21 protein-coding genes, 3 tRNA genes and 1 pseudogene are annotated in these 22,386 nt (G+C 66.7%); 10 read left to right on the top strand and 15 right to left on the bottom strand.

Features of this window, described 5'->3' with window-relative positions:
* Positions 1–62: 62 nt before the first annotated feature.
* The 4 genes and pseudogenes from tuf to ASC79_RS20280 all read right to left on the bottom strand — a co-directional run.
* Positions 63–1,244: pseudogene (tuf, locus tag ASC79_RS20290) on the bottom strand (elongation factor Tu); the annotation flags it as partial.
* Between the two features lies 1 nt (position 1,245).
* On the bottom strand, positions 1,246–1,353 hold a 108-nt coding region (locus ASC79_RS21800), incomplete at its 3' end, for a GTP-binding protein (RefSeq protein WP_156378288.1).
* A 31-nt stretch (positions 1,354–1,384) separates the two neighbouring features.
* Positions 1,385–1,458, bottom strand: a tRNA-Gly gene (locus ASC79_RS20285).
* A gap of 55 nt (positions 1,459–1,513) precedes the next feature.
* Positions 1,514–1,599 (bottom strand) — tRNA-Tyr (locus tag ASC79_RS20280).
* A 189-nt stretch (positions 1,600–1,788) separates the two neighbouring features.
* On the opposite strand from ASC79_RS20280, the gene rlmB reads away from it, so the two are divergent.
* Together rlmB and ASC79_RS20270 are read left to right on the top strand one after the other, a co-directional pair.
* Positions 1,789–2,487 carry a 23S rRNA (guanosine(2251)-2'-O)-methyltransferase RlmB gene (gene rlmB / locus ASC79_RS20275; protein ID WP_235528848.1) on the top strand — a complete coding sequence of 233 codons (699 nt, stop codon included), beginning with the start codon at positions 1,789–1,791 and terminating at the stop codon, positions 2,485–2,487.
* Between the two features lie 81 nt (positions 2,488–2,568).
* Positions 2,569–3,297 carry a TerC family protein gene (locus ASC79_RS20270; protein WP_056026673.1) on the top strand — a complete coding sequence of 243 codons (729 nt, stop codon included), beginning with the start codon at positions 2,569–2,571 and terminating at the stop codon, positions 3,295–3,297.
* A 69-nt stretch (positions 3,298–3,366) separates the two neighbouring features.
* Here ASC79_RS20270 and ASC79_RS20265 read toward each other — a convergent pair whose 3' ends face one another.
* The gene (locus tag ASC79_RS20265; protein WP_056026670.1) at positions 3,367–3,669 is read right to left on the bottom strand and encodes a helix-turn-helix transcriptional regulator; all 303 of its coding nucleotides are present in this window, start codon (positions 3,667–3,669) and stop codon (positions 3,367–3,369) included.
* A gap of 66 nt (positions 3,670–3,735) precedes the next feature.
* Here ASC79_RS20265 and ASC79_RS20260 point away from each other — a divergent pair, with 66 nt between their 5' ends.
* Positions 3,736–4,602 (top strand): PhzF family phenazine biosynthesis protein, encoded by an 867-nt coding sequence (locus ASC79_RS20260; RefSeq protein ID WP_056026667.1) that lies wholly within the window; start codon positions 3,736–3,738, stop codon positions 4,600–4,602.
* On the top strand, positions 4,602–5,519 hold the full coding sequence (locus tag ASC79_RS20255; RefSeq protein ID WP_056026664.1) for a DMT family transporter: 918 nt from the start codon (positions 4,602–4,604) through the stop codon (positions 5,517–5,519). Before ASC79_RS20260 ends, ASC79_RS20255 begins: the two co-directional genes overlap by 1 nt.
* On the opposite strand, the gene metG is transcribed toward ASC79_RS20255, so the two are convergent.
* A complete protein-coding gene (metG, locus tag ASC79_RS20250; RefSeq protein ID WP_056026661.1) occupies positions 5,516–7,330 on the bottom strand; it encodes a methionine--tRNA ligase in 1,815 nt (604 codons plus the stop codon). The two genes, ASC79_RS20255 and metG, sit on opposite strands and share 4 nt — an antisense overlap.
* Positions 7,331–7,399: 69 nt before the next feature.
* Entirely contained in the window at positions 7,400–7,753 is a 354-nt protein-coding gene (locus ASC79_RS20245; protein ID WP_056026658.1) for a DMT family protein, read from the bottom strand.
* Positions 7,754–7,836: 83 nt separating this feature from the next.
* On the opposite strand from ASC79_RS20245, the gene ASC79_RS20240 reads away from it, so the two are divergent.
* Genes ASC79_RS20240 through ASC79_RS20225 form a run of 4 tightly spaced genes read left to right on the top strand, consistent with a single transcriptional unit; the run spans position 7,837 to position 11,806 of the window.
* Positions 7,837–8,949, top strand: coding sequence for a polyamine ABC transporter substrate-binding protein (locus ASC79_RS20240; protein WP_056026655.1), 1,113 nt, complete (start codon positions 7,837–7,839; stop codon positions 8,947–8,949).
* A gap of 12 nt (positions 8,950–8,961) precedes the next feature.
* Complete coding sequence (locus tag ASC79_RS20235) at positions 8,962–10,125, top strand: ABC transporter ATP-binding protein (protein WP_056026652.1); 1,164 nt, start codon at positions 8,962–8,964, stop codon at positions 10,123–10,125.
* The gene (locus ASC79_RS20230; RefSeq protein WP_056026649.1) at positions 10,122–11,021 is read left to right on the top strand and encodes an ABC transporter permease; all 900 of its coding nucleotides are present in this window, start codon (positions 10,122–10,124) and stop codon (positions 11,019–11,021) included. The genes ASC79_RS20235 and ASC79_RS20230 overlap by 4 nt, the downstream gene beginning before the upstream one ends.
* Entirely contained in the window at positions 11,018–11,806 is a 789-nt protein-coding gene (locus ASC79_RS20225) for an ABC transporter permease (protein WP_056026646.1), read from the top strand. The genes ASC79_RS20230 and ASC79_RS20225 overlap by 4 nt, the downstream gene beginning before the upstream one ends.
* Here ASC79_RS20225 and ASC79_RS20220 read toward each other — a convergent pair.
* The 6 genes from ASC79_RS20220 to ASC79_RS20195 form a co-directional block, all read right to left on the bottom strand.
* The gene (locus tag ASC79_RS20220; RefSeq protein ID WP_056026643.1) at positions 11,803–12,657 is read right to left on the bottom strand and encodes a cytochrome c; all 855 of its coding nucleotides are present in this window, start codon (positions 12,655–12,657) and stop codon (positions 11,803–11,805) included. The genes ASC79_RS20225 and ASC79_RS20220 overlap by 4 nt on opposite strands.
* A 9-nt stretch (positions 12,658–12,666) precedes the next feature.
* Positions 12,667–14,079 (bottom strand): amidase, encoded by a 1,413-nt coding sequence (locus ASC79_RS20215; protein WP_056026640.1) that lies wholly within the window; start codon positions 14,077–14,079, stop codon positions 12,667–12,669.
* 65 nt (positions 14,080–14,144) lie between these two features.
* Positions 14,145–14,675 (bottom strand): hemerythrin domain-containing protein, encoded by a 531-nt coding sequence (locus tag ASC79_RS20210; protein ID WP_056026637.1) that lies wholly within the window; start codon positions 14,673–14,675, stop codon positions 14,145–14,147.
* Between the two features lie 57 nt (positions 14,676–14,732).
* A complete protein-coding gene (locus ASC79_RS20205) occupies positions 14,733–16,025 on the bottom strand; it encodes an MFS transporter (RefSeq protein ID WP_056026634.1) in 1,293 nt (430 codons plus the stop codon).
* A gap of 122 nt (positions 16,026–16,147) precedes the next feature.
* Positions 16,148–16,468: a multidrug efflux SMR transporter gene (locus ASC79_RS20200; protein ID WP_056026631.1), complete on the bottom strand. Its 321-nt coding sequence runs from the start codon at positions 16,466–16,468 to the stop codon at positions 16,148–16,150.
* Between the two features lie 132 nt (positions 16,469–16,600).
* Positions 16,601–16,676: transfer RNA gene (locus tag ASC79_RS20195), tRNA-Thr, on the bottom strand.
* A gap of 117 nt (positions 16,677–16,793) precedes the next feature.
* Here ASC79_RS20195 and ASC79_RS20190 point away from each other — a divergent pair.
* Together ASC79_RS20190 and ASC79_RS20185 are read left to right on the top strand one after the other, a co-directional pair.
* On the top strand, positions 16,794–17,279 hold the full coding sequence (locus ASC79_RS20190; RefSeq protein WP_056026628.1) for a YaiI/YqxD family protein: 486 nt from the start codon (positions 16,794–16,796) through the stop codon (positions 17,277–17,279).
* A 36-nt stretch (positions 17,280–17,315) separates the two neighbouring features.
* On the top strand, positions 17,316–17,810 hold the full coding sequence (locus tag ASC79_RS20185; RefSeq protein WP_056026625.1) for a cytochrome c family protein: 495 nt from the start codon (positions 17,316–17,318) through the stop codon (positions 17,808–17,810).
* Positions 17,811–18,009: 199 nt separating this feature from the next.
* On the opposite strand, the gene ASC79_RS20180 is transcribed toward ASC79_RS20185, so the two are convergent.
* Together ASC79_RS20180 and ASC79_RS20175 are read right to left on the bottom strand one after the other, a co-directional pair.
* Positions 18,010–21,168 carry an efflux RND transporter permease subunit gene (locus tag ASC79_RS20180; RefSeq protein WP_056026734.1) on the bottom strand — a complete coding sequence of 1,053 codons (3,159 nt, stop codon included), beginning with the start codon at positions 21,166–21,168 and terminating at the stop codon, positions 18,010–18,012.
* Positions 21,168–22,346 (bottom strand): efflux RND transporter periplasmic adaptor subunit, encoded by a 1,179-nt coding sequence (locus tag ASC79_RS20175; protein WP_235528846.1) that lies wholly within the window; start codon positions 22,344–22,346, stop codon positions 21,168–21,170. Before ASC79_RS20175 ends, ASC79_RS20180 begins: the two co-directional genes overlap by 1 nt.
* Positions 22,347–22,386: the final 40 nt, after the last annotated feature.

Genomic DNA, 22,386 nt, shown 5'->3' with positions numbered 1-22,386 from the left:
CATCAAAAAGGCCGCCGAGGTTTCCCTCGGCGGCCTGATTGTCTTGGTGGTGGTGAGATCGACTATTCGACGATCTTGGCCACGACGCCGGCGCCGACGGTCCGGCCGCCTTCGCGAATGGCGAAGCGCAGGCCTTGGTCCATGGCGATCGGGGTGATCAGCTCGACGTCCAGCTCGGCGTTGTCGCCCGGCATGATCATCTCAACGCCTTCCTTCAGGCGGATGATGCCGGTCACGTCGGTCGTGCGGAAGTAGAACTGCGGACGATAGTTGGTGAAGAACGGGGTGTGACGGCCGCCTTCTTCCTTGGTCAGGATGTAGGCCTCGGCCACGAACTTCGTGTGCGGGGTGATCGAACCCGGCTTGCAGAGMACCTGGCCGCGCTCGACGTCTTCACGCTTGGTGCCGCGCAGCAGCACGCCCACGTTGTCGCCGGCTTGACCTTGGTCCAGCAGCTTGCGGAACATCTCGACGCCCGTGCAGGTCGTCTTCTGRACCGGACGGATGCCGACGATCTCGACTTCYTCGCCGACCTTCACGATGCCCTTTTCGATCCGGCCGGTCACCACGGTGCCGCGGCCCGAGATCGAGAACACGTCTTCCACCGGCATCAGGAACGGCAGGTCMACCGGACGCTCCGGCTGCGGGATGTAGGCGTCGACCTGGGTCATCAGCTCGAGGATGCGGTCYGCGCCGATTTCCGGGTTGCGRTCTTCAACCGCCGCCAGGGCCGAACCCTTGACGATCGGAATGTCGTCGCCCGGGAACTGGTAGGACGACAGAAGTTCGCGAACTTCCATCTCGACCAGGTCCAGCAGCTCGGCGTCGTCGACCATGTCGACCTTGTTCATGAACACCACCAGAGCCGGCACGCCGACCTGACGGGCCAGCAGGATGTGCTCGCGGGTCTGCGGCATCGGGCCGTCAGCGGCCGACACCACCAGGATCGCGCCGTCCATCTGCGCCGCGCCCGTGATCATGTTCTTCACGTAGTCGGCGTGGCCGGGGCAATCGACGTGCGCGTAGTGACGGTTCGCCGTCTCGTATTCCACGTGCGCCGTGTTGATCGTGATCCCGCGCGCCTTCTCTTCCGGCGCAGCRTCGATGTCGGCGTAGTTCATCGCCTTCGCGCCGCCGGTCTTCGCCAGCGTCAGGGTGATCGCAGCCGTCAGCGTCGTCTTGCCATGGTCAACGTGACCAATCGTGCCGATGTTGCAGTGCGGCTTATTGCGTTCGAACTTTTCNCAGCGTCAGGGTGATCGCAGCCGTCAGCGTCGTCTTGCCATGGTCAACGTGACCAATCGTGCCGATGTTGCAGTGCGGCTTATTGCGTTCGAACTTTTCCTTGGCCATCGGGGTCCTGCCGGCGTTTGAATCAGAAGGTTGGAGCGGGTAGCGGGAATCGAACCCGCATCCTCAGCTTGGAAGGCTGCTGCACTACCATTGTGCTATACCCGCCGCTGAAGGATGCGCGGGGTCGCGCCAGTCTCCTTAAAGTCACGCTCCGAGTGCGTGGTGGGGGAAGCAGGACTCGAACCTGCGAAGGCGTACGCCAGCGGATTTACAGTCCGCCCCCTTTGCCGCTCGGGACATTCCCCCAGCGCGCTCGGAGCCAGATCAGATGCCTGGACAGTGCCCCCCGCCTGAGCGAAGAACCGGTCCGGCCCCCGATTTGGAGCGCGTCTTATAGTGTCCTCCCCTCACGAACGCAACGCGCACTCGAAGGGTGCGAAAAAGTTTGGTCAAAGGCCCTTCAACCGCAAGCCAGACAACGGTTCTGACGAGTGGCTGTGGGGCTGGCACGCGGTTGCAGCCGCACTTTCCAATCGGAAAAGGAGTGCGCCCCAGAGACTTTTGGCGACTCCCGACCGGGCCAAGGAGCTCGAATCTCGATTCGGCCGCCCCAAGGCGCTGGAGGTCGTCGAGTCGGCCGGTATCAGCCAGATCCTGCCCCAGGGCGCCGTGCACCAGGGCGTCGCCCTGCGCATCCCCCTGCTCGAGTCCGTCGCTCTTGAAGACTTCGAGGCCAAGCCCGGCGCCGTGCTGCTGATGCTGGATCAGGTCACGGACCCGCAGAACGTCGGCGCGATCCTGCGCTCGGCTGCGGCGTTCGGCGCCGCTGGCGTCATCCTGCAGGACCGTCACGCGCCAAAGCTCACCGGCGCGCTGGCCAAGGCCGCGGTCGGCGCCGTCGACCAGATCGATACCGCCCACGTGGTCAATCTTTCCCGCGCGCTGGAGAGTCTTGCCGACCTCGGCTGGCGCGCAGTGGGGCTCGACGGTCATACCGACACCTACCTTGAACAGGCCCTGGACGGCGGCCCGACAGTGCTGGTGCTAGGTTCAGAGGGAGAAGGTCTGCGACGTCTCGTCGCTGAGCACTGCGACGAGCTTGCCAAAATCCATATGCCAGGCGGCTTTGAGAGCCTGAACGTCTCGGCGGCCGCCGCCGTTGCGCTCTATGAGGCCAGCCGAACCCGGTCGTAGAATTAACATCACACACGGAAAGTCTTCCGTCGTGCAGCTAAGCGGTTGCGGAGGCGCGGCGGCTGTCGCATTCAAGGCCCGATGATCGAAACTCTTCTCGCCCCAGGCGCCCTCGCCGCGCTCTTCTCCGTCCTGATGATCGACCTGGTGCTTGCCGGGGACAACGCCGTGGCCGTTGGCCTGGCCGCGGCCGGCCTGCCGCCCGAGCAGCGCCGCAAGGCGATCCTCTGGGGTCTGATCGCCGCAGTCACCATGCGGATCGGCTTTGCGCTGATCACCGCCCAGTTGCTCGGGATCGTCGGCCTGCTGTTCGCCGGCGGCCTGCTGCTGCTCTGGGTCTGCTGGAAGATGTGGCGCGAATTGCGCGAGCAGGCCGCTCACGATGAGGCGACCGCCGGCGCCGTGATGGACTCCGATCCGTCGACCGAGCCTTCGGCCGAAGCCGTCGCCCGTCAGCCCAAGACCTTCCGGTCGGCCTTCATCCAGATCCTGATAGCCGACCTGTCGATGTCGCTCGACAACGTGCTGGCCGTGGCCGGGGCCGCTCGCGAGCATCCGGGGATCATGGTCTTCGGCCTGCTGCTGTCCATCGCCCTGATGGGGGTCGCCGCGAGCTTCATCGCCCGCCTGCTGCACAAGTACCGCTGGATTGGCTACATCGGCCTGGCCATCGTGCTCTACGTCGCTCTGCACATGATGTGGGAGGGGCACCAGGACGTGGTCCGCGACCTCGGCCTCACCGCCTCCTACAATGCGGTCATGCCCAGCTTCCTCGAGATCGGTCCAGAAGCGCCGGCCCCCGCCCACTAGGGCGGGCCCGCCGCACACAGTTACGGACGCCGCCGAGCCGCTGGTTCGGCGGCGTTCTCGTTTCCGGGGTCAGACGGTCTCGGCGATCCGACGCATAGCCTCGGCGATCACGCTCTCGTCGCGCCGGTAGAAGGTCCACTGCTTGATGCGTCTTGGCCGCACCAGCCTTGCCTGGACCAGCAGCCGCATGTGCTCGCTCAGGGTCGGCGCGCTGATCCCCAGCTTGTCGGCGATGAACACGCCGCAGACTCCGTCCTCGACTAGGTCTCCATGCACCTGTGGTGGGAAATGCGCCGTCGGGTCCTTGAGCCAGTCGAGGATCTGAAGCCGTCGCTCGTTCGCGAGCGCACGGAGAAGGTCGGCTAGGTCCATTTTGGTACTTTGCCAATTGCCTAACTTATGTCAAGTCGAGGAACCCCTCCTCACCGGATCCAAGCCATGGCCAGCTACCCCTTCGTCACCCTGGACGTGTTCACCGACACCCGCTTTGGCGGTAACCCGCTCGCCGTCTTCACCGACGCGCGCGGCCTGAGCGACGCAGACATGCAGGCCTTGGCCGCCGAGATGAACCTCTCGGAGACGACCTTCGTCCTGCCGCCGCAGGACGCCGCCAACACAGCCCGCGTGCGGATATTCAATCGCACCGCCGAGATGCCGTTCGCCGGCCACCCCTCCGTCGGAACGGGCTGGGTGCTGTCGCAGATGGGCAAGGGCGACCATCTGCGCCTGGAAGTTCCCGCCGGCATCGTAGAGGTGAACATCGAGGACGGCGGCGGCGTCATCGCCGCGCCCCTGCCGCTGGCCCTCGGCGTCGAGCTTTCGGTGGAGCGCATCGCGGCCTGCGCGGGGCTGGCCCCCGCCGACATCGTCCTCACAGCCCATCGCCCGATCGAGGCCACCGTCGGCGTCACCTTCGTGATCGCCGAGGTCACGGCCGATGCGCTCACGCGCGCCGCCCCTGATCTCTCGGCCTTCCGTCAGGCTGCCCTGGACCTGCCTGAGTTCGGCGACCGGCTATCGCTGCATCTCTACGCCCATGACGGCGCGGGCCGCTTGCGGGCGCGCATGTTCGCGCCGAACTCCGGCACGGTCGAGGATCCGGCCACCGGCAGCGCGAACGCGACGCTGGCCGCGCTGCTGCTATCGCTTTCGGATGCGGACCACGGCGCCTGGGACATCATCCAGGGCGTCGAAATGGGCCGTCCCTCGCGTCTGCGCGCCGGCGCCCGTCGTACAGCCGACGGCGTGCGCGCCACGATCGGCGGCGGCTGCGTCCCCGTACTGCGCGGCGAGGCCAGCGTCTGATGACCGCCCGAAAGCCCCTCGACCTCTTCGCCTTTGGGGTGATGGTGGTCCTGTGTCTGTGCTGGGGCTTTCAGCAGATCGCGGTCAAGCTGATCGCATCGGACATCACGCCGGTCATGCAGATGGCGTTGCGCTCGGGCATCGCCGCCCTGGTGCTCGGCGCCGTGACGTTCCGGAACGAGGGCCGCGGCGCCTTCGCCGACGGCACCCTGCCCGCCGGATTGCTGGTGGGCCTGCTGTTCGGCCTGGAGTTTCTGTTTATCGCCCAGGGTCTGGTGCTCACCAGCGCCTCGCACATGGTCGTTTTCCTCTACAGCGCGCCGATCTTCTCGGCGCTCGGACTGCATCTGCGGTTTCGGGAGGAGCGGCTGCGGCCGTTGCAATGGATCGGCGTGCTCGTCGCCTTCGGCGGCATCGCCGTCTCGTTCCTGGGCGCGGACGGACAGGTCAGCCACGACATGCTGATCGGCGACGCCCTGGGCCTGTTGGCGGGCCTGGCGTGGGGACTGACGACGGTGGCGATCCGCGGCTCACGCCTCTCCGACGCACCGGCTGTGAAGACCTTGTTCTATCAGGTCGCCTTCGCCGGCGTAATGCTGCTGGGCATCGCCGCCCTGCGCGGCGAGACGGGCGTCAACCTGACCCCGACCGTCGCCCTGAACCTCGGCTTCCAGACCATCGTCATCACCCTGATCAGCTACGTGATCTGGTTCTGGCTGCTGCGAAAGTACCTGGCTTCGCGGCTGTCGATCCTATCGTTCCTGACCCCGCTGTTCGGCGTGATCTTCAGCGTCGTGGTTCTGCACGAACCGCTCGAGCCGGCCTTCGTCGCCGGCGCGCTGCTGGTCCTGGTCGGGATCAGCCTGGTCAGCGGGGCGGAACTGCTGCGCGACCGCTTCGGCCGCGCAGCCGCTTAGGCCGCGGCGTCCGGACCGCCGAAGCGCTCCAGCCACTCGGCGACCTGCTCGTTCTCGACCTTCTTGAACAGCACTTCCGGCGCGGCGACCGCACGGCCAGCAGGCAGGATGTCGAGGATCGCCGCCCCCTGGGCGCTCGGCCACGCGGCCGGATAACCCTCGCCGACCGCAATGGCGATCTTCTCGCAGGCGAACGGGATGAAGGGCTCGGAGACCTTGGCGAACAGGGCGACCAGGTTCAGGCCGGTGCGCACCACCACCGCGGCGCGATCCACGTCGGTCTTGATCGCGGTCCACGGCGCGGCTTCGGTAAGATACTGGTTGCCCAGCACCCAAAGCTGCCGAAGGGCGGCCGTCGACTTGCGGAACTCGCGGGCGTCCATGAGCTCGGTCAGTTCGGCGAGCTTGGCGTTCACGTCAGCGTAGAGCTTGGTCTCCAGCTCGCCCGGCTCGCCGCCGGCCGGGACCACGCCCTCGAAGCGCGCTTCGGTGAACTTCAGGATTCGATTGACGAAATTTCCCAGCACGTCGGCCAGGTCGGCGTTCACCTGCGCCTGGAACTGCTCCCAGGTAAAGGTCGAGTCCGAGGTCTCCGGCGTGTTCGCCGTCACCCACCAGCGCCAGTAGTCGGCGGGCAACAGTTCCAGCGCGTGGTCCATGAACACGCCGCGCTTCTGCGACGTCGAGAACTTGCCGCCGTAATAGTCCAGCCAATTGAAGCCCTTGAGCTGATCGACCAGCTTCCAGGGGGCGTTGTTCACGGTCCGCCACGAGCCGTCGGCCTCGAGCTTCTCGTTGATCCCGATCAGGGTGCAGGGGAAGCCGACCGTGTGGAACGGCACGTTGTCCTTGCCCATGAATTCCACATAGGTCACGTCCGCCGCCTCGGATCCGCGCCACCAGCGTTCCCACTCGCTGTCCTCGGCAGGGCCGCGGCCGGCCTCGGCGGCGCGGGCGTCGGCCCACTCCCAGGTCGCGGCGATGTACTCGATGGGCGCGTCGAACCAGACGTAGAACACCTTGCCGGCCAGGCCTTCGATGTCAGGCGTCTGGCCTTCCGGGTTCGCGCCCCACTCGAACGCGTTGACCGGAACGCCCCACTCCAGGTCGCGGGTGATGCCCCGGTCCTGCAGCCCTTCATCCAGCCACTTCAGGGCGATGGAGGTGACCAGCAGCGGCCACTCGCCCTTCTTGCCGTCGATCCAGGTCCGAAGTTTGTCGGAGAAGAGGCTCTGGCGCAGGAACAGGTGCTTGGAATCGCGGATCTCGATGTCTTCCGATCCCGACACCGCCGAGCGCGGCTTGATCAGGTCGGCGGGGTCCAGCACCCGCGTGCAGTTCTCGCACTGGTCGCCGCGCGCCGCCTGATAGCCGCAATGCGGGCAGGTGCCGATCACGTAGCGGTCCGGCAGGAAGCGCTTGTCGGCGTTAGAGTAGACTTGCTGTGTCACCCGCTCCTCGATGAAGCCGGCTTCCCAGAGCTGCTGTGCGAACCGCTGGGTCAGCTTGTGGTTCTGAGGCGAAGACGAGCGCCCGAAGTGATCCCACGACAGGCCGAACTTGCGGCCCAGGTCGTGCTGCACGTCGTGCTGCTGCGCACAGAAGGTCGCCGGATCGAGGCCGGCTTCGGCCGCCGCCAACTCGGTCGGGGTGCCGTGTTCGTCGGTCGCGCAGATGTAGAGCGTCTCGTTGCCTCTGGCGCGCTGGAACCGCGCATAGACGTCGGCCGGCAACATCGAGCCCGCGAGCGTCCCCAAGTGCTTGATCCCGTTGATGTAGGGCAAGGCCGAGGTGATGAGGATGCGGGACATGACTGCTCTCGAAATGGGGAGGAACCGCGGCTTATAGGGCGCCGGCGCCCATTCGCGATAGCGCGCTCTCTAGAGCGGCCCCTTGAAGATGAACACCGCCCCGGCCGCGATCAGCGCGAAGCCGACCATATGATTGAGGGTGAAACGCTCGCCGAGATAGGTGATCGAGAAGATCGCGAACACCGCCAGGGTGATCACTTCCTGCATCGTCTTCAGCTCGGCCGGGGAATAGAACTCGCGGCCGATCCGGTTGGCCGGAACCGCCAGGCAGTATTCGAAAAAGGCGATGCCCCAGCTGACCAGCACCAGCAACCAGATCGGCCGGTGCTCGACCTTCAGATGCCCATACCAGGCAAAGGTCATGAAGATGTTGGAGACGACGAGCAGCAAGATCGGCGCGATCATCGCCATGGAGGTAGGCATCGGAAGCGCTCCTTGCGCATTAGCACTTAAAATCTGGCGGCTTGGCCCTATAAGCTGCCCTTCGGGCGAGTTGGAGAGCGGGCATGAAGGGTTGGACGAAAGCGCTGGGTACGGCTGCGGTCCTGGCTTTGAGCGTGACCATGGCCGCGTGCGGCCAAGGCGGCGGCGCCAAGGACCAGACTCTGAAGATCTACAACTGGTCGGACTATATCGACCCCCAAATCCTGGCCGACTTCACCAAGGAAACCGGGATCAAGGTCCAGTACGACACCTTTGATTCCAACGAAATCCTCGAGACCAAGGTCCTGCAGGGCAATACCGGCTACGACATCGTCGCGCCATCGAACCATAACGTGCCCCGCTACATCGCGGCCGGCGCCATCGCCCAGCTCGACAAGGCCCAGTTGCCGAACAGCAAGAACCTGTGGCCCGACATCATGAGCCACATGCAGCCCTTCGATCCGGGCCAGAAGTACACCGTGCCCTACATGTGGGGGACGATCGGGATCGGCTACAACGTCAAGGAAGTGGCCAAGCGCCTGCCGGGCGTGAACATCGACAGCTGGGCGGTGGTGTTCGACCCCGTCAACCTCGCCAAGCTGAAGGATTGCGGCGTCTACTACCTCGACGCCTCCGAGGACATGTACGCGGTCGCGCTCAACTACCTGGGCAAGGACCCGAATTCCAAAAACGTCGCCGACTACCAGGCCGCGACCGACATGATGGTCAAGGCGCGGCCCTTCATCCGCAAGTTCCACTCCTCGGAGTATGTCGAGGCGCTGGCCAACGGCGACATCTGCCTGGCGGTCGGCTATTCGGGCGACATCCTCCAGGCCCAGACCCGCGCCGAGGAAGCCAAGAACGGCGTCGAGATCGCCTACGTGATCCCCAAGGAAGGCAGCCAGGTCTGGTTTGATGTCTTCGCCATCCCGGCCGACGCGCCCAACCCGACCGCGGCCTACAAGTTCCTCGACTACATGCTGCGTCCCGAGGTCATCGCGAAGGCGTCGAACTACACCCAGTACGCCAACGCCAACCTGCCGGCGACGCCCATGGTCGACGCCGAGATCCGGAGCGATCCGAACGTCTACCCGACCCCGGACCTCTTCAAGCGGCTCTTCGTCACCACCACCAAGGACCAGGCTCTCCTGCGCGAAGTCACGCGCATGTGGACCCGGGTGCAGACCGGCCAGTAGGAAGGCGGATCGATGACCGAGCGCAGCCGCCCGCGCCTGAACATCGGCGCGGTCCGTTCGACCTTTGCGCCCTGGACCGATCCCACGGCCAAACCCCTGGTGCGCTTCGAGAAGGTGGTGAAGCGCTTCGACGGCGAGACGGCGGTGAACGGCGTCTCCCTCGACATCTATCCGGGCGAGTTCTTCGCCCTGCTCGGCCCGTCCGGCTGCGGCAAGACCACGCTCATGCGCCTGCTGGCCGGCTTCGAAACCCCGGACGAGGGCCGCGTGCTGCTCGCCGGTGAGGACCTCGCGGGCAAGCGGCCCCACGAGCGCCCGGTCAACATGATGTTCCAGTCCTACGCACTGTTCCCGCACCTGTCGGTCGAGCGGAACATCGCCTTTGGTCTGAAGCAGCAGGGCATGGCCAAGGACGAGATCGCCGCCCGGGTGGACGAGATGCTCTCCCTGGTCCGGCTCGACGGCCTGGCCAAGCGCAAGCCGCACCAGCTCTCTGGCGGCCAGCGCCAGCGCGTCGCCCTCGCCCGGGCCATCGCGCCGCGGCCGAAGATGCTGCTGCTCGACGAGCCGCTCGCCGCCCTCGACAAGAAGCTGCGCGAAGAGACCCAATTCGAGCTGATGGCCCTGCAGCAACAGCTGGGCATGACCTTCCTGATCGTCACCCACGACCAGGAAGAGGCGATGGTCACCGCCGACCGCATCGCCGTTATGCGGGCAGGCCAGATCGTGCAGATGGGCCGCCCCGCCGACGTCTACGAGGCGCCCAACTCACGCTATGTCGCCGACTTCATCGGTGACGTGAACATCTTCGAGGGCAAGGCCGAGCACGCCGACGGCGTCACCGTCCGCATGGCCAGCGCCGAGTCGCCCCAAGGGTTCGACATCGTCGAGGACGACAAGATCGAGATCGGCGCCACCGCCTGGCTGGCCGTCCGGCCCGAGAAGATCCAGGTCCACCTCGACGAGCCGCCGCCCGGCCCCAATCGCTTGGCCGGCAAGGTCGCCGACATCGGCTATCTCGGCGACTGGACCACCTATCTGGTCGAGTTGGAGAGCGGCCGCACCATCCGCGCCGCCCGGGCCAACGCCTCGCGCTTCGTTGATCGTCCTGTCGACTGGGACGATCAGGTCTGGCTGACCTTCGCCCGTGATGCGGGCGTGGTGCTGACCCAGTGAGCGCCCGCCGCGACCGGACCAGCCTGGCGGCGCTGGCGCCGCTCCTCTGGCTCGGCCTGTTCTTCCTCTTCCCGTTCCTGCTGGTGGCCAAGCTGTCGCTGTCGGAAACGACCCTGGCCATGCCGCCCTACGCTCCGCGCCTGGACTGGTCGCAGGGCATGGCCGGCCTGCGCGCCTTCCTGGCGGGCCTCGACTTCGAGACCTACGCCAGACTGACCACCGACCGGCTCTATATCGTCGCCTATCTTTCCAGCCTGAAGTTCGCGGCGGTCGCCACCTTCATCCTGCTGCTGATTGGCTACCCGCTCGCCTATGCGATGGCCCGCTGCCCGCCGTCGCTCCGCAGTGCGCTGCTGATGGCGATGATCCTGCCATTCTGGACCAGCTTCCTGATCCGGGTCTACGCGCTGATCGGCATCCTCAAGCCGGAAGGCCTGCTGAACGTCGCCCTGCGGGCAGTGGGCCTTGGCCCGGTGTCGCTGCTCAACACCGACACGGCGATCTATATCGGCCTGGTCTACGCCTACCTGCCGTTCATGGTGCTGCCGCTCTATGCCGTGCTCGAACGCCAGCAGCACGACCTGCTGGAGGCAGCGGCCGATCTCGGGTGCGCGCCCTTCGAGGCGTTCTGGAGGGTGACGTTCCCGCTTTCGCTGCCCGGCGTCGCGGCAGGGTCCCTGCTCTGCTTCATCCCGATGGTCGGCGAGTTCGTCATCCCCGATCTGCTCGGCGGTTCTTCCACCCTGATGCTCGGCAAGACCATCTGGACAGAGTTCTTCGCCAACCGCGACTGGCCTGCGGCCTCGGCCGTGGCCATCGTGCTGCTGTTCACGCTTGTGATCCCGATCGTCCTCTACCAGCGCCAGCAGGCCAAGCTGACAGAGCTCGGCCGATGAAGCGCGGGCTCAGCGGTTTCAACATCGCCGCCTTGGTGGTCGGCTTCGGGTTCCTCTACCTGCCCATCGTGCTGCTGGTGGTCTACTCGTTCAACGCCAGCCGACTGGTGACGGTCTGGGGCGGGTTCTCCACCCGTTGGTACGCCTCGCTGTTCCGCAACGAGCAACTGCTGGATGCGATCTGGGTGACGTTCCGGGTCGGCCTGATCTCGGCGACCATCGCCACGGTCTTGGGCACGCTCGCCGCCATCGCCTTGGTCCGCGCCCGCCGCTTCCGCGGCCGCACGCTCTTTTCCGGCATGGTGTTCGCGCCGCTGGTCATGCCCGAAGTGATCCTCGGCCTATCCCTATTGCTTCTGTTCGTCTCGCTCGGCCTGCCGCGCGGCTTCTGGACGGTCACCGTCAGCCACGCGACCATCACCATGTGCTACGCCTCCGTGGTCATCCAGGCCCGGCTCGCGGCTTTCGACCGCCAGCTGGAAGAGGCCGCCCAGGATCTCGGCTGCCCGCCGATCAAGGCGTTCTTCCTGGTGACCCTGCCGAACATCGCCCCGGCTGTGGCGGCGGCGTGGATGTTGGCCTTTACCCTCTCGCTCGACGACCTGGTCATCGCCAGCTTCACGTCCGGCCCCGGCGCCACCACCCTGCCCATGCGCATCTACAGCCAGGTTCGCCTGGGTGTGAGTCCGGAAATCAACGCCGTTTCCACCCTGCTCATCGGGTTGGTCGCGACGGGCGTGATCGCCGTCTACCTGTTCCAGATGCGGCGCAAGACCGAAGACTAGTCGGCCTCGTTCAGCCTCGTGGCCCGCGCCGACAGGTACGCGTAGAGCTCGGCGAGCTCGGCGTCGCTGAACACCTTGAAGTCCGAACGCGCCACCAAGGTCATGATGCCCAGATGCCGGCCGCCGGGCGGAACCCCCGTGCGCATCAGGGTCGTGAACGCCTCGGCGTCATAGGCCCCGACCACCCGCAGATCCGGGCCGCCCTCGAGGTCGTCGCCGGCCAGATCCGAGCCATGGCACTCCGAACAAACGGTCCGGGCCGTGTGCCGCCCCGCCGCCAGCTCCGGCCCCAGATCCATGGCCGGCCGCGACCGGGCGCGCGCGACTCTCCGCGGCTCGTCCAGCGCCCCGGCCAACACCGCCGCGCGGGCGCGCCATCCAGCGCTCTCGGGCGGGGTCGGAGCTCCCGCCGGGGCGTGCGAACGTATGAAGGCGAGCACCGTCGACAGCTCGTCCGCCGTCAAGTGCATCAAGGTCTGCGATGGCATGCCCCACAGCGCGCGCCCGTCGCTGGGCCTCACGCCTTGGCGGATCGCCTGGGCCAGTTGCTCGTCGCTGTAGCGCGCCGCCGCCAGGGTGAGGTTCGGGGCGTAGTTGCGCACCAGCCGCGGGTTCGGATTGTAGACCTTCCCCTGCAAGTCCGCGCCATGGCAGCTCGTGCAGCCGTAGAGCTTGCTGAGGCGGCGCCCCTCCGCCGCCAGCGCCGGCGAACCCGCGCTCGCCGCCTCCGGTCTGACCGGATAGGTCCGGGTGATCAGGACCTCGCTCCAGATCCACAGCGCTACGACCAGCAGCGTCCCGGTCGCCACGCCTCCCAGCAGGATCGAAATGAGAAGCCGCCCCGACTTCATGCCGCGCGCCTAGAGCGTGGGCACGCGATCGAACCAGGGCCGCGCCTGTTCGAGTTGCCCCGCCAGACGGAACAACAGCGCCTCCTCCCCCGTCCGCCCGACGAACTGGATGCCGATCGGCAGCCCGCCCTGGCTCCAGGCCAGCGGCACGCTCATCGCCGGTTGGCCGGTGTTGTTGAAGGCCTGGGTGTTCGGCATGAACGCAAAGAGCCGCTGCGTGTACTGGCGGACGTCTTCCGTCAGGTGACCCACGGGGATCGCCGGGCTGCCCAGCGTCGACAGCAACAGCACGTCATACTGCTGGAAGAGGCCCGCCACGGCCCGCCCGTAGGCATGGATCGCCGCCAGCCCGCGCACATAGGCCGCGCCCGAAACTTCCTTGCCGCGTTGGTACATGAGCCAGGTCAGCAACTCGACGTCACCCTCTGCGACCGCTCGGCCACGGCGTTCGCCTTCAGCGTCCAGGGTGGCGGCGATGCTGGCGGCGATGACATCGCCCGCCCCTTGCTGCATGGCCGCGAGGTCGCCGGGCACGCGCACTTCCTCGACCATGTGCCCCAAGCCGTCACACAGCTTCGCGGCGTCCAGCACAGCGGCCGCGCACTCGGGATCGAGCGCTGCGGAGGCCAGCGCCGCGGTGGTGTAGCCGATCGCCAGCTTGCCAGGATCGCGCCGCACCTCCTCGGCGAACGGCCGTTCAGGCGCCGCCAGGAAGTAGGGATCGCCGGGCTGCGGCTGGCAGACCGCGTCCAGCAGGGCGGCGCTGTCACGCACCGAGCGCGTCACCGCGTGCTGGATCGAGGCTCCGCCCCACCCCTCGCCGGTCGGCGCGAACGACACGCGTCCGCGCGACGGCTTCATCCCGAACAGGCCGCAAGCCGAGGCGGGCGTGCGGATCGAGCCGCCGCCGTCGCTGGCGTGCGCAGCCGGCACGATTCCGGCCGCCACGGCCGCCGCCGCCCCGCCCGATGAACCGCCCGGCGTGCGCGTGGTGTCCCAGGGATTGCGGCAGACGCCCAGCAGCGCCGGCTCCGTCACCGGCATCAGCCCGAACTCCGGCGTATTGGTCTTGCCGAACAACACAAGTCCAGCGTCCTTGTAGGCCGTGGTGATCGCGCTGTCGGCGGCCGCAGTCGCGTCGCGGAACACTGCTGAGCCTGCCGTGGTGGGCGAGCCCGCAAGCTGCGCGCCCAGATCCTTCAACAGGAACGGCACCCCCGCCATGGGACCGCCCCAGATCTCGCGCTTGACGTCCTGACGCCCCCATTCGGTGAGGTCCATGGTCACCGCGTTGATCTTGGGATTGACCGCCGCCATCCGCGCGACCGCGGTCTCCAGCAGTTCCGAAGGACTCACCTCGCCGTTCGACACCAGTCCGGCCAGACCCACGGCGTCGTGCTTGCGGTACTCTTCGAAGTTCATGGCGCGCTCCCTGCTTTGCCGCAGGTGACCATAGGCGCGCGCCTATTCCAACCTCGCCTGGTCGCCTAGTGACGCAGGCCGATGTGCTCCAGGGTCGCGCCCTTCATCGAATGGGTCTGCTGGATGGGCAATCCGGTGGTCTCGAACTGGGTCTTCAGTTGCTGCTTGCGCGCCTGCATGCGCTCGCCCAGATCATCCATGTCCAGCCCCGCATCCCGAGCCTGAGCGAACATCCCCTCGGAACGCATCTCTTCCTCATGGACGTGGTGCTTGATCTCCTCGGACAGCACCTTGACCTTGGCGTCGTAGAACGCTTCGTCAGGCGCAGCGTCCGCCAGTTCGGCGATCAGCATCTTGGCGCCGTCGTGCTCGACATAGGCCTCGTCGAGCGTGCCGTCCCCTATCTTCCCCCGGCAGGCGGGATAGAAGATCTCCTCCTCGATCATCGTATGGACGGTCAGGTCGACGCAGATCTGGTGAACCAGCGCGGCCTTTCGCGAAGCGCCGCGCGCTTTCTCAAAATCCTCGAACAGAGCTTCGACGGCGCGGTGATCGGCCTTGAGCAGCGCGATCGCGTCGAGATGCGACGTAGCCATGGTGTCTCTCCTGAGATTGCTCTCGAGATCAACCTTCGCCCCGCAGGCAGCGTTCCTTCAGTCCTCGGCGATCTCACTGTGCTTCTTGGTGTCGCGCATCCGCAGGTAAGTGATGAGCGAGACGCCAATCATGCCGGTGACGTACCAGTAGAACCCGCTCTCCATCCCCTGCGCCTTGAACCACAGGGCCACGTACTCGGCGGTGCCGCCGAAGATGGTGTTGGCCAGGGCATAGGGCAGCGCCACGCCCAGCGCCCGGATATGGGCCGGGAACAGCTCCGCCTTCACCACGGCGTTGATCGAGGTGTAGCCGGTGACGATGATCAGGGCGCCCAGCACGATGGCGAAGGCCACGTACGGGTCATTGGTCTTCGAGAGCGTCGTGAAGATCAGATAGGTGAAGGTCACCCCCAGCACGCCGAAGGCGATCATCAGCGGCTTGCGCCCGATCTTGTCCGACAGCGCCCCGGCCGCCGGCTGGATCAGCATGTAGACAAACAACGCCGCAGCGCTGATCGCGGTCGCCGTCTCGCGGCTGAACCCCGACGTGTTGACCAGGAACTTCTGCATGTAGGTCGAGTAGGCATAGAAAGCGAGCGTGCCCCCCGCGGTCAGCGCGATGACCACGAAGGCCTGGCGCGGATAGTGCTTGAACAGGGCGAGGCCGCTCGACTTGGGCGCGTCGCTGGCCTGGGCGTTCTTGAACGACTCGGTCTCGGCCAGGCCCCGGCGCAGATAGAACACCACGACCGCCAGCGCGCCGCCGATCACGAACGGGATGCGCCAGCCCCACGCCTCGAGATCCGGCTCCGGCAGGATGGCCTGCAGCAGCAACAGCACCAGCAGCGCCAGCAACTGGCCGGAGATCAGCGTCACGTACTGGAAGGACGAGAAGAAGCCGCGGCGCTGCTTGCCGGCCATCTCGCTGAGATAGGTCGCGCTGGCGCCGTACTCGCCGCCGACGCTCAGCCCCTGCATCAGCCGCGCGAGCACAAGCAATGCCGGCGCGATCCAGCCGATCTGGTTGTAGCCCGGCGTCACCGCGATCAGCAGCGAACCGGCGCACATCAACGACACCGACAGGGTCAGGCCCGCCTTGCGGCCCTTCCGGTCGGAGTAGACCCCCATGATCCAGGCCCCGATGGGGCGCATCAGGAAGCCGACCGCGAACACGGCGGCGGCGTTCAGCAACTGCGCCGTGCGGTCGCCCGCCGGGAAGAACACCGGGGCGAAATAGAGCGTGAAGGCCGAATAGACGTACCAGTCGTACCACTCGACCAGGTTGCCCGTGGACCCGCCGATAATCGACTTGAGACGATGCCGGCGATCGGCGGCGACGCTATCGGCCATGAGACCCCTCCCCCTGGGGAATCAGAAACAATCGGCCGGCGCTTTATCGGCGCCGGCCGGACGACCGGAGACTACTTCCGGACGAAGCGTTCTTCATAGCCCTTCGCGCCGCCTTTCGGCGACTAGTGCGAACTGGAAAGCTTCATGAGCACCAGGCCGCCGACGATCATCACCGCGGCCAGCACGCGCACCGCGCTGATGTGTTCCCCCAGCACCGCCACGCCGACCACAAACGCGCCGACGGCCCCGATTCCGGTCCAGATCGTATAGGCGGTGCCCAGCGGCAGGGTCTTCATCGACACCGACAGCAGCGCGAAGCTCGCCACCATCGTCCCGATGGTGATCACGGTGGGCACGAGCTTGGTGAAGCCGTGCGACTGTTTCATGGAGAACGCCCAGACCACCTCGAGCAGTCCGGCGACAAACAATAGAATCCAGGCCATTGCGGCCCTCCTTTCGAAGAGCCGGGCCGTCCCGGACATTGCTACCCATGAGATATGGGGGAGGTCGTTCCTCGCGGGCCCTAGCTAGGTCCGGCCCGCCAGCGGGTCAAGGTTGCGGCCTCTTTGACGCAATGGTGCCGGCTACAGGATTCGAACCCGTGACCTTCGGTTTACAAAACCGCTGCTCTACCAACTGAGCTAAGCCGGCGCGGCGTCTCGCGCGCCGGCGACCGATGCCACGCCCCGCCCCCGCTGCCAAGCCCCCGGCATGGCCGACGCCTCGCCCTCACCTTCGCACCGCCCGTCCGAAGCGCTATGAGACCGCATGGACTCCAAACCGATCGAGATCTTCATCGACGCCGACGCCTGTCCGGTGAAGGACGAGACCTACAAGGTCGCCCAACGCTACGGCCTGAAGACCTGGGTCGTCTCCAACGCATTCATGCAGATTCCGCAATCGCCGCTGATCGTCCGGATGATCGTCGACGCCGGACCCGACGTCGCCGACGACTGGATCGCCGAGCACATCCGCCCGGGGGACGTGGCCGTCACCAACGACATCCCTCTGGCCGAACGCGTGCTGAACGCCGGCGGTTATGCCCTGGCCGCCAACGGCCGCCCGTTCACCGAGAACTCGATCGGCTCGGCGATCGCCCAGCGCGCCCTGATGGAACAGTTGCGTTCGACCGGGGACATCCTCGGAGGCCCCAAGCCCTTCGACCGCAACGACCGCTCGCGCTACCTCCAGGCGCTGGACGAGATCATTCAGAAGGAACGCCGGCGTCGCGCCTTGCAACGCGGCGGCGCATGACTAGCTTGCGGTCAAGTTTGGCTGAGGGGTTTTGAAATGCGCAGTGCGCTGATGCTGTCCGTCCTGGGGTCCTGCGCCCTGCTTGCCGGCTGCGGCCAAGGCGGCGGCGAGAAGTCCGCAGGATCGGCCTCCGCCCCCGCCGCCGAGCATGAACCCACGGCTGCCGAAAAGCAGGCCGTCCTCGATAGCCTGCCGGCCCCCTACAACACCGCCGACATCGACAACGGCAAGATGAAGTTCGCCATGTGCCGCTCGTGCCACACGATCGTTGAAGGCGGCGCCAATCTGACCGGGCCGAACCTGCACGGCGTCTTCGGCCGCAAGGCCGGGGCGCTTGAGAACTACAAGTACTCGGAAGCTGTGAAGAACGCGGGGTTCGTCTGGGACGCCGAGCACCTCGACAAGTGGCTGGCCGAGCCGCGCACCTTCCTGCCCGGCACCAAGATGTCCTTCGCCGGCCTGAAGGCCGAGAAGGACCGCATCGACCTGATCGCGTTTCTGAAGGTCGAGACCGGCTACAAGGCGCCGTGAGACGCTAGCACTCCAGAAAAGCAACCTTGACGAGAATACAGATCGGCCGCAGCATGACGCTGTCGAGGCTGCGCTTGCATCTGTCAGCCGAGATCCTGCGCCGGCGCCTGTGACACCCCCTTGTCGCAGCCGGCGCCACCCCGACAACTCGCCTCCCCCGCTGGGGGAGGCTTTTTCGTTCAGGGACTAGCGAGGATCGCTACTCGGCGGCGTTCGCCGCCCGCGCCTGTTCGGCCTCTTCGAAGGCCTCGATGCGCCGCGCCGTGGTCTGCGGCGACTTCGTGAACCGCGCCAGCATGTTGTAGAAAACCGGCACGATGAACAGGGTCAGCAGGGTCGAGAAGATCGCCCCGAAGAAGATGACCACCCCAATCGTCTTGCGGCTTTCGCCGCCTGCGCCGCCCCACATGATGAGCGGGATAGCGCCAGCGGCCGCCGCGATCGAGGTCATGATGATCGGGCGCAGACGCAGCGAGGCGCTTTCGATCACGGCCTCGCGGATCGACAGACCCTCGTCGCGAAGCTGGTTGGCGAACTCGACGATCAGAATGCCGTTCTTGGCCGCGATGCCGATCAGGATGATCAACCCGATCTGACTATAGGTGTTGATGGTCGAGCCTGCGATCAGCAGGCCGAACAGCCCCCCAAGGGCCGCGACCGGCACGGTCAGCATGATCACGGCCGGGTGGATCCAGCTCTCGAACTGCGCGGCCAGGACCAGGAAGACCAGCAGCAGCGCCATGCCGAAGGCCAGGCCCACCGCGCCGCCCGCTTCCAGATAATCGCGGGCCATGCCGCCCCACTTGACCTGCGGGCCAGGCGGCATCTTGGCGATCTCGGCCTCGAAGAACTTCACCGCATCGCCCACCGGATACCCCGGGTTCAGCTGCGCCGAGAGCGTCACCGAGCGCAGGCGATCGACGCGGGAGCGATCGGGCGTGTCGCCGCGCACTTCCGTGGTCACCACGGTCGAGAGCGGCACCAGTTGCCCGGAGCTCGACCGGACATAGAGCTTGCCGATGTCTTCCTCGGTCTGCCGCTGCTCGCGGTCGGTCTGCAGCAGGACGTCGTATTCCTGGCCATTCTTGATGTAGGTCGTGACCCGGCGCGTGCCGAAGTTGCTTTCCAGCGCGCGGCCCACGGCCTGAGCCGAGACGCCCAGCGCCGCGGCCTTTTCGCGGTCGATATTGACCAGCACCCGCGGGCTCGTCGGCTCGTAGTCGAGACGCGCACGCGCCAGGCCCGGGTTCGCCTCGGCGGCCGCCAGCAGCGGTTTGATCCAGGCGGCGACCTGAGCGTAGTCGTCGCCGGCGACGATCACGTCGACGCCGCTCCCGCCGCCGCCGCCACCCCCGCGCTGGAAGGCCGGCCGCACCGAGGCGATCGCCCGCACAGAAGTGATCGACGACAGTTCGCGGTTGAGGCGCGCCGCCAGTTCGTTCGACGTGACGCCGATGTCTTCGGCGACGTTGGCGTTGCCAAAGCCGCTGTTGAACTGTGTGCCGTTGAAGCGTGGCACGCCGAGGATGTATCGGGTGATGACCCCGTCGTTCAGGAGCTCCAGCAGACGCGCCTCGATCTGGGCCGCGGCCTTCATCGTGTAGTCGTAGCCCGCGCCTTCCGGCGCGACGATGTTGAGATCGACCCGCCCGCGGTCCTCTTCCGGCACCAGCTCGCGCGGCAGGACCGCGAACAGTCCGCCCGCCCCCGCCGCCAGCACGATGACCAGCCCGATGGTGGCGAAGGTCGCCCGGCGGTCGCCGAGCAGGCTGTCGAGGGAGGCGTGATAGGATGACTTCAGCTTGGCCATCGCCGCATCCACGCGACGGGCCAGGAAGCCCTCGCCATGCGCCGGACGCAGCAGCTTGGAGGCCAGCATCGGCGACAGGCTGAGCGCCAACAGGGCCGAGAACGCCACCGCGGCGGCGATCGCCACCGCCAGCTCGACGAACAACCGGCCAATATAGCCCGGCAGGAACATCAGCGGCGCGAACACCGAGATCAGCACGATGGTCGTGGCCACCACGGCGAAGAACACCTGCCGCGCCCCGCGCTGGGCCGCGACGATCGCCGGTTCGCCGTCGTCTATCCGGCGCTGGATGTTCTCGACCACGACGATGGCGTCGTCGACGACCAAGCCGATCGCCAGCACCAGGGCCAGCAGCGTCAGCAGGTTCAGCGAGAAGCCCAGAGGCGCCAGGACGATGAAGGTCGAAAGGATGCAGATCGGCGCCACCACCGAGGGGATCAGCGCCGCGCGCCAGGTCCCCAGGAAGATGAAGTTCACCAGGGCCACCAGGCCCATGGAGATCGCCATCGTGATCCAGACTTCTTCCAGGGCGTGCTTGGTGAAGATCGTATAGTCGACCGCCACCTCCAGCACCGTGCCCTTGGGCAGCGACTTGTTCAGTTCCGGCAGCAGAGCGCGCACGCCGTCGGAAATCTCCAGGTCGTTGGCCTGCGACTGCCGCGTGATGCCGATGCCCACCTGGTCGCGGCCGTTCGAGCGGAAGCTGCGGCGACGCTCGTCAGGGCCTTCCTCAACGCGGGCGATATCGCCCAGCCGGGTGACGTACTCCTGCGTCGTGTTGCCGGTCGCCGCCGCCGTGCGCGCGCCGGACGGCACGACGGGCAGTTGCGCGAACTGATCGGGCGTCGAGTAGCCACGTCCGACGCGGATCGTGAAATCCTTGTCCGGGGCTTCCAGTGAACCGGCGGGCAGTTCGAGGTTCTGGTTGTTCAGGGCGTTTTCGACATCGTCGACGGTCACGCCACGCGCAGCCATCGCATCCGGATCGAGCCAGATCCGCATCGAGTAGAGCTGACTGCCGCCGACGAAGACCTGCGCCACGCCGGGCACGGTCGAGAACCGCTCGACCAGATAGCGCTGGGCGTAGTCCGACAGCTCCAACCGGTTCAACGTTGTCGAAGCGAACGAGATGAACATGATCGGCGAACCGTCGGCCGTCGCCTTGGCGATCTGCGGCGGGTCGGCCTGCAGCGGCAGGTTCGCCGCCACCCGGCTGACGGCGTCACGCACGTCGTTTGCGGCGTCGTCCAGATTCCGATCGAGCCGGAAGGAGATATTGATGTTCGAACGGCCGTCGCGCGACGACGAGTTGACGCGGTCGATCCCCTGGATGCCGGAGATCTGTCGCTCGATGACTTCCGTGATCCGCTCTTCGACGACTTCGGCGGACGCGCCGCGATAGGTCGTGGAGATGGAGACGACCGGCGGATCGACGCTGGGCAGTTCACGGACGGTCAGCGAGGCGAACGCCGCCACGCCGACGACGCAGAGGATGATCGCCGCGACCGCCGCGAAGACGGGACGGCGGACCGAAATGTCGGACAGCATCATGCGCCGGGTCGCGCGGCGCGCGCCTCAGGCTGAGCGCCCGGCTTCTGGGCCACGAGGATCCGGACCGGCTGGCCCGGCTGAATCTTGTTGAGTCCGTCGGCGACGATCTGTTCGCCGGCCCGCAGCCCGTCGCGGATCTCGACGAAACCGTCCTGGCGAACGCCGGTGATCACGGGGCGCTGCTCGGTCATCGACTGCTCGCCGCGCTTGGTCAGGACATAGACGAAGGCGGCGTCGCCCTGGACCGAAACCGCCGATTCCGGCGCGGCCACGACCTGCCGCTGGCCCTGGGCGATGGAGACGCGCAGCATCATGCCCGGCTTCAGCTTGCCGCTGGGATTGGGGAACTCGGCGCGCGCGGTGATCGCGCGGGTGCGTTCGTCGATACGGGTGTCCAGCTTCTGGATGCGGCCTTGGATGGTTTCGCCTGGATAGGCGTCGACCCGGGCGGTGATCGGCTGGCCTTCGCGGATCGAGGCCAGGTAGCGATCAGGCACTTCGAAATCGACGCGAACGCTCGACACGTCATCCAGCGTCACGATGGCCGCGCCCGGATTGACCAGGGCGCCCGGGGCGATGTCGGAGAGACCGACCACGCCGGCGAACGGCGCGCGGATCATGCGGTCGCCTTCGCGGGCCCGCGCGGCGTCGACGTCGGCCTTGGCGGCCAGATAGGTCGCTTCGCGCTGATCCAGGGCGGTCTTGGACGCATAGCCTTGGGTCGCGAGTTGCTTCCAGCGGTCGTAGTCCCGCTGCGCCTGCACCAGCCGCGCCTGCGCCTGAGCGATCCCCGCGCTTTGCTCGGTGGCCTTCAGTTCGACCAGCACCGCGCCCTTGGGCACCGACTGGCCGTCGCTGAAGCGGACCTTCTCGACCAGCTGCGTCGCCGCCGCCGTCAGCGTCACCGACTGGCGTCCCTTGGCGACGCCGATCACGTCGATGGCGTCAACGAAGGTCTTGGCCTGCGCGCCGACCACGTTCACTGGCGAGGGGCCGCCCATGCCGCCGCCGCCGCCGGGGCGTCCGCCGCCTCCCCCGCCCTTTTGGGCGGCCATCGCGCCGCCGCCGGGGCCTCCGGGACCTTCCTTCTTGCCCAAGGTCAGCTTCCAGCCGCCCGCGAGCACCATGAGGCCCAGGATCACAATCGCGCCGACGAGGAAAAAGTGGCGTCGCAACAAGTTACGAAATCTCCGGGAAGGCGCGGAAAAGGGATAC

Source organism: Phenylobacterium sp. Root1290 (assembly GCF_001425305.1).
Classification (GTDB): domain Bacteria; phylum Pseudomonadota; class Alphaproteobacteria; order Caulobacterales; family Caulobacteraceae; genus Phenylobacterium.
Note: the sequence above shows the minus strand (reverse complement) of the source record. Positions and strands in the feature narration are given on the sequence as shown.

Coding starts and splice junctions, on each gene's coding strand:
- ASC79_RS20220 (WP_056026643.1), bottom strand. CDS start 12,657: ATGAAGTCGGGGCGGCTTCTCATTTCGATCCTGCTGGGAGGCGTGGCG.
- ASC79_RS20180 (WP_056026734.1), bottom strand. CDS start 21,168: ATGCTGTCCGACATTTCGGTCCGCCGTCCCGTCTTCGCGGCGGTCGCG.
- ASC79_RS20190 (WP_056026628.1), top strand. CDS start 16,794: ATGGACTCCAAACCGATCGAGATCTTCATCGACGCCGACGCCTGTCCG.
- ASC79_RS20200 (WP_056026631.1), bottom strand. CDS start 16,468: ATGGCCTGGATTCTATTGTTTGTCGCCGGACTGCTCGAGGTGGTCTGG.
- metG (WP_056026661.1), bottom strand. CDS start 7,330: ATGTCCCGCATCCTCATCACCTCGGCCTTGCCCTACATCAACGGGATC.
- ASC79_RS20270 (WP_056026673.1), top strand. CDS start 2,569: ATGATCGAAACTCTTCTCGCCCCAGGCGCCCTCGCCGCGCTCTTCTCC.
- ASC79_RS20255 (WP_056026664.1), top strand. CDS start 4,602: ATGACCGCCCGAAAGCCCCTCGACCTCTTCGCCTTTGGGGTGATGGTG.
- ASC79_RS20235 (WP_056026652.1), top strand. CDS start 8,962: ATGACCGAGCGCAGCCGCCCGCGCCTGAACATCGGCGCGGTCCGTTCG.
- ASC79_RS20215 (WP_056026640.1), bottom strand. CDS start 14,079: ATGAACTTCGAAGAGTACCGCAAGCACGACGCCGTGGGTCTGGCCGGA.
- ASC79_RS20225 (WP_056026646.1), top strand. CDS start 11,018: ATGAAGCGCGGGCTCAGCGGTTTCAACATCGCCGCCTTGGTGGTCGGC.
- ASC79_RS20210 (WP_056026637.1), bottom strand. CDS start 14,675: ATGGCTACGTCGCATCTCGACGCGATCGCGCTGCTCAAGGCCGATCAC.
- ASC79_RS20245 (WP_056026658.1), bottom strand. CDS start 7,753: ATGCCTACCTCCATGGCGATGATCGCGCCGATCTTGCTGCTCGTCGTC.
- ASC79_RS20240 (WP_056026655.1), top strand. CDS start 7,837: ATGAAGGGTTGGACGAAAGCGCTGGGTACGGCTGCGGTCCTGGCTTTG.
- ASC79_RS20205 (WP_056026634.1), bottom strand. CDS start 16,025: ATGGCCGATAGCGTCGCCGCCGATCGCCGGCATCGTCTCAAGTCGATT.
- ASC79_RS20265 (WP_056026670.1), bottom strand. CDS start 3,669: ATGGACCTAGCCGACCTTCTCCGTGCGCTCGCGAACGAGCGACGGCTT.
- ASC79_RS20260 (WP_056026667.1), top strand. CDS start 3,736: ATGGCCAGCTACCCCTTCGTCACCCTGGACGTGTTCACCGACACCCGC.
- ASC79_RS20185 (WP_056026625.1), top strand. CDS start 17,316: ATGCGCAGTGCGCTGATGCTGTCCGTCCTGGGGTCCTGCGCCCTGCTT.